Source organism: Chromohalobacter sp. HP20-39, assembly GCF_033052815.1.
In the GTDB taxonomy this organism is placed as follows: Bacteria; Pseudomonadota; Gammaproteobacteria; order Pseudomonadales; family Halomonadaceae; genus Chromohalobacter.
Map to the genome: position 1 here is coordinate 1 of NZ_JAWHTP010000034.1, position 911 is coordinate 911.

Annotated in this window: 2 protein-coding genes; one reads left to right on the forward strand and one right to left on the reverse strand. The window is 57.2% G+C overall.

Translation table 11 applies throughout. The features are described from left to right. Positions 1–188, reverse strand: a 188-nt coding sequence (locus RVY79_RS16670) for a helix-turn-helix domain-containing protein (protein WP_137884584.1), incomplete at its 3' end; no start/stop codon positions are given. Positions 189–280: 92 nt separating this feature from the next. Here RVY79_RS16670 and RVY79_RS16675 point away from each other — a divergent pair. After that, positions 281–911 (forward strand): XRE family transcriptional regulator (locus RVY79_RS16675; protein WP_317465593.1); only part of this gene is annotated, 631 nt, incomplete at its 3' end.

Here is a 911-nt window from a genome sequence, read left to right on the forward strand (position 1 = left end):
CACGCTGCCGCCCCTTCGGGCAGGTCTTCGAACACCTGCGGGTAAGCGACCTTCAGAAACTGAAGGCGGGCCTTCGGAATCCCCGTCTCGCGCCACTCATGCACGGATGGGGGCTTGATTTCGCAGATCTTCGCCACGGCAGAAGTGCCGCCAAGGCGATCGATTACGGTGTTCGCAAGTTGGTCCATGGATTGGATCTCCGTTCCTTTGGACCCGATTTTAGGCCGACCTAAATCCAAATGCAAGGGATAGCTAAAAGAATCTCAGTTAGGCTCACCTAATGGAAACTTGGAACAACAGGCTGGCCAAAGCCTTGAAGAACAGTGGCATGACTAAGAGTGCTGTAGCCGCCGAAACTGGCGTCTCAGTGCCAACCCTTTCCGCTTGGGTGGGAGCCGGCAACATCACTCCAGCAACAACCATCACAGCGGAAAACCTCATCCGGGTCTGCCGGGTTCTCAAGGTCCGCCCGGAGTGGATCTTGTTTCGCGAAGGGCCTCCGGAAGTCGATGCCGATTCAGAGGAATTTTTCGACGACTTCGCCATGCTGCAGCGTCTCGATGTGAAGGCATCGGCTGGGAGCGGCAACCTCGTATTCCTGGAAACCGACAAGGGGCGCCTGGCATTCCGGCGCGATTTCCTGCGGCAAATTGGCGTTCGAGAGGCGGACGCCAAGATCATCTATGCGGATGGGCAAAGCATGGAGCCAAAGATTCCTGATGGCGCTGTGCTCCTCATCGATACCGGCGACACCAGCATGCGCAACAACGACATTCATGTGATCCGCGTGGATGGAGAAATCTTGGTCAAGCGCCTGCGCAAAGAGATTGGCGGAGGCGTGTGGATTGTCTCGGACAACCCTGACAAGGGGCGCTATCCCGACATCCGCGTGACGCCCGATAAGGAAGACC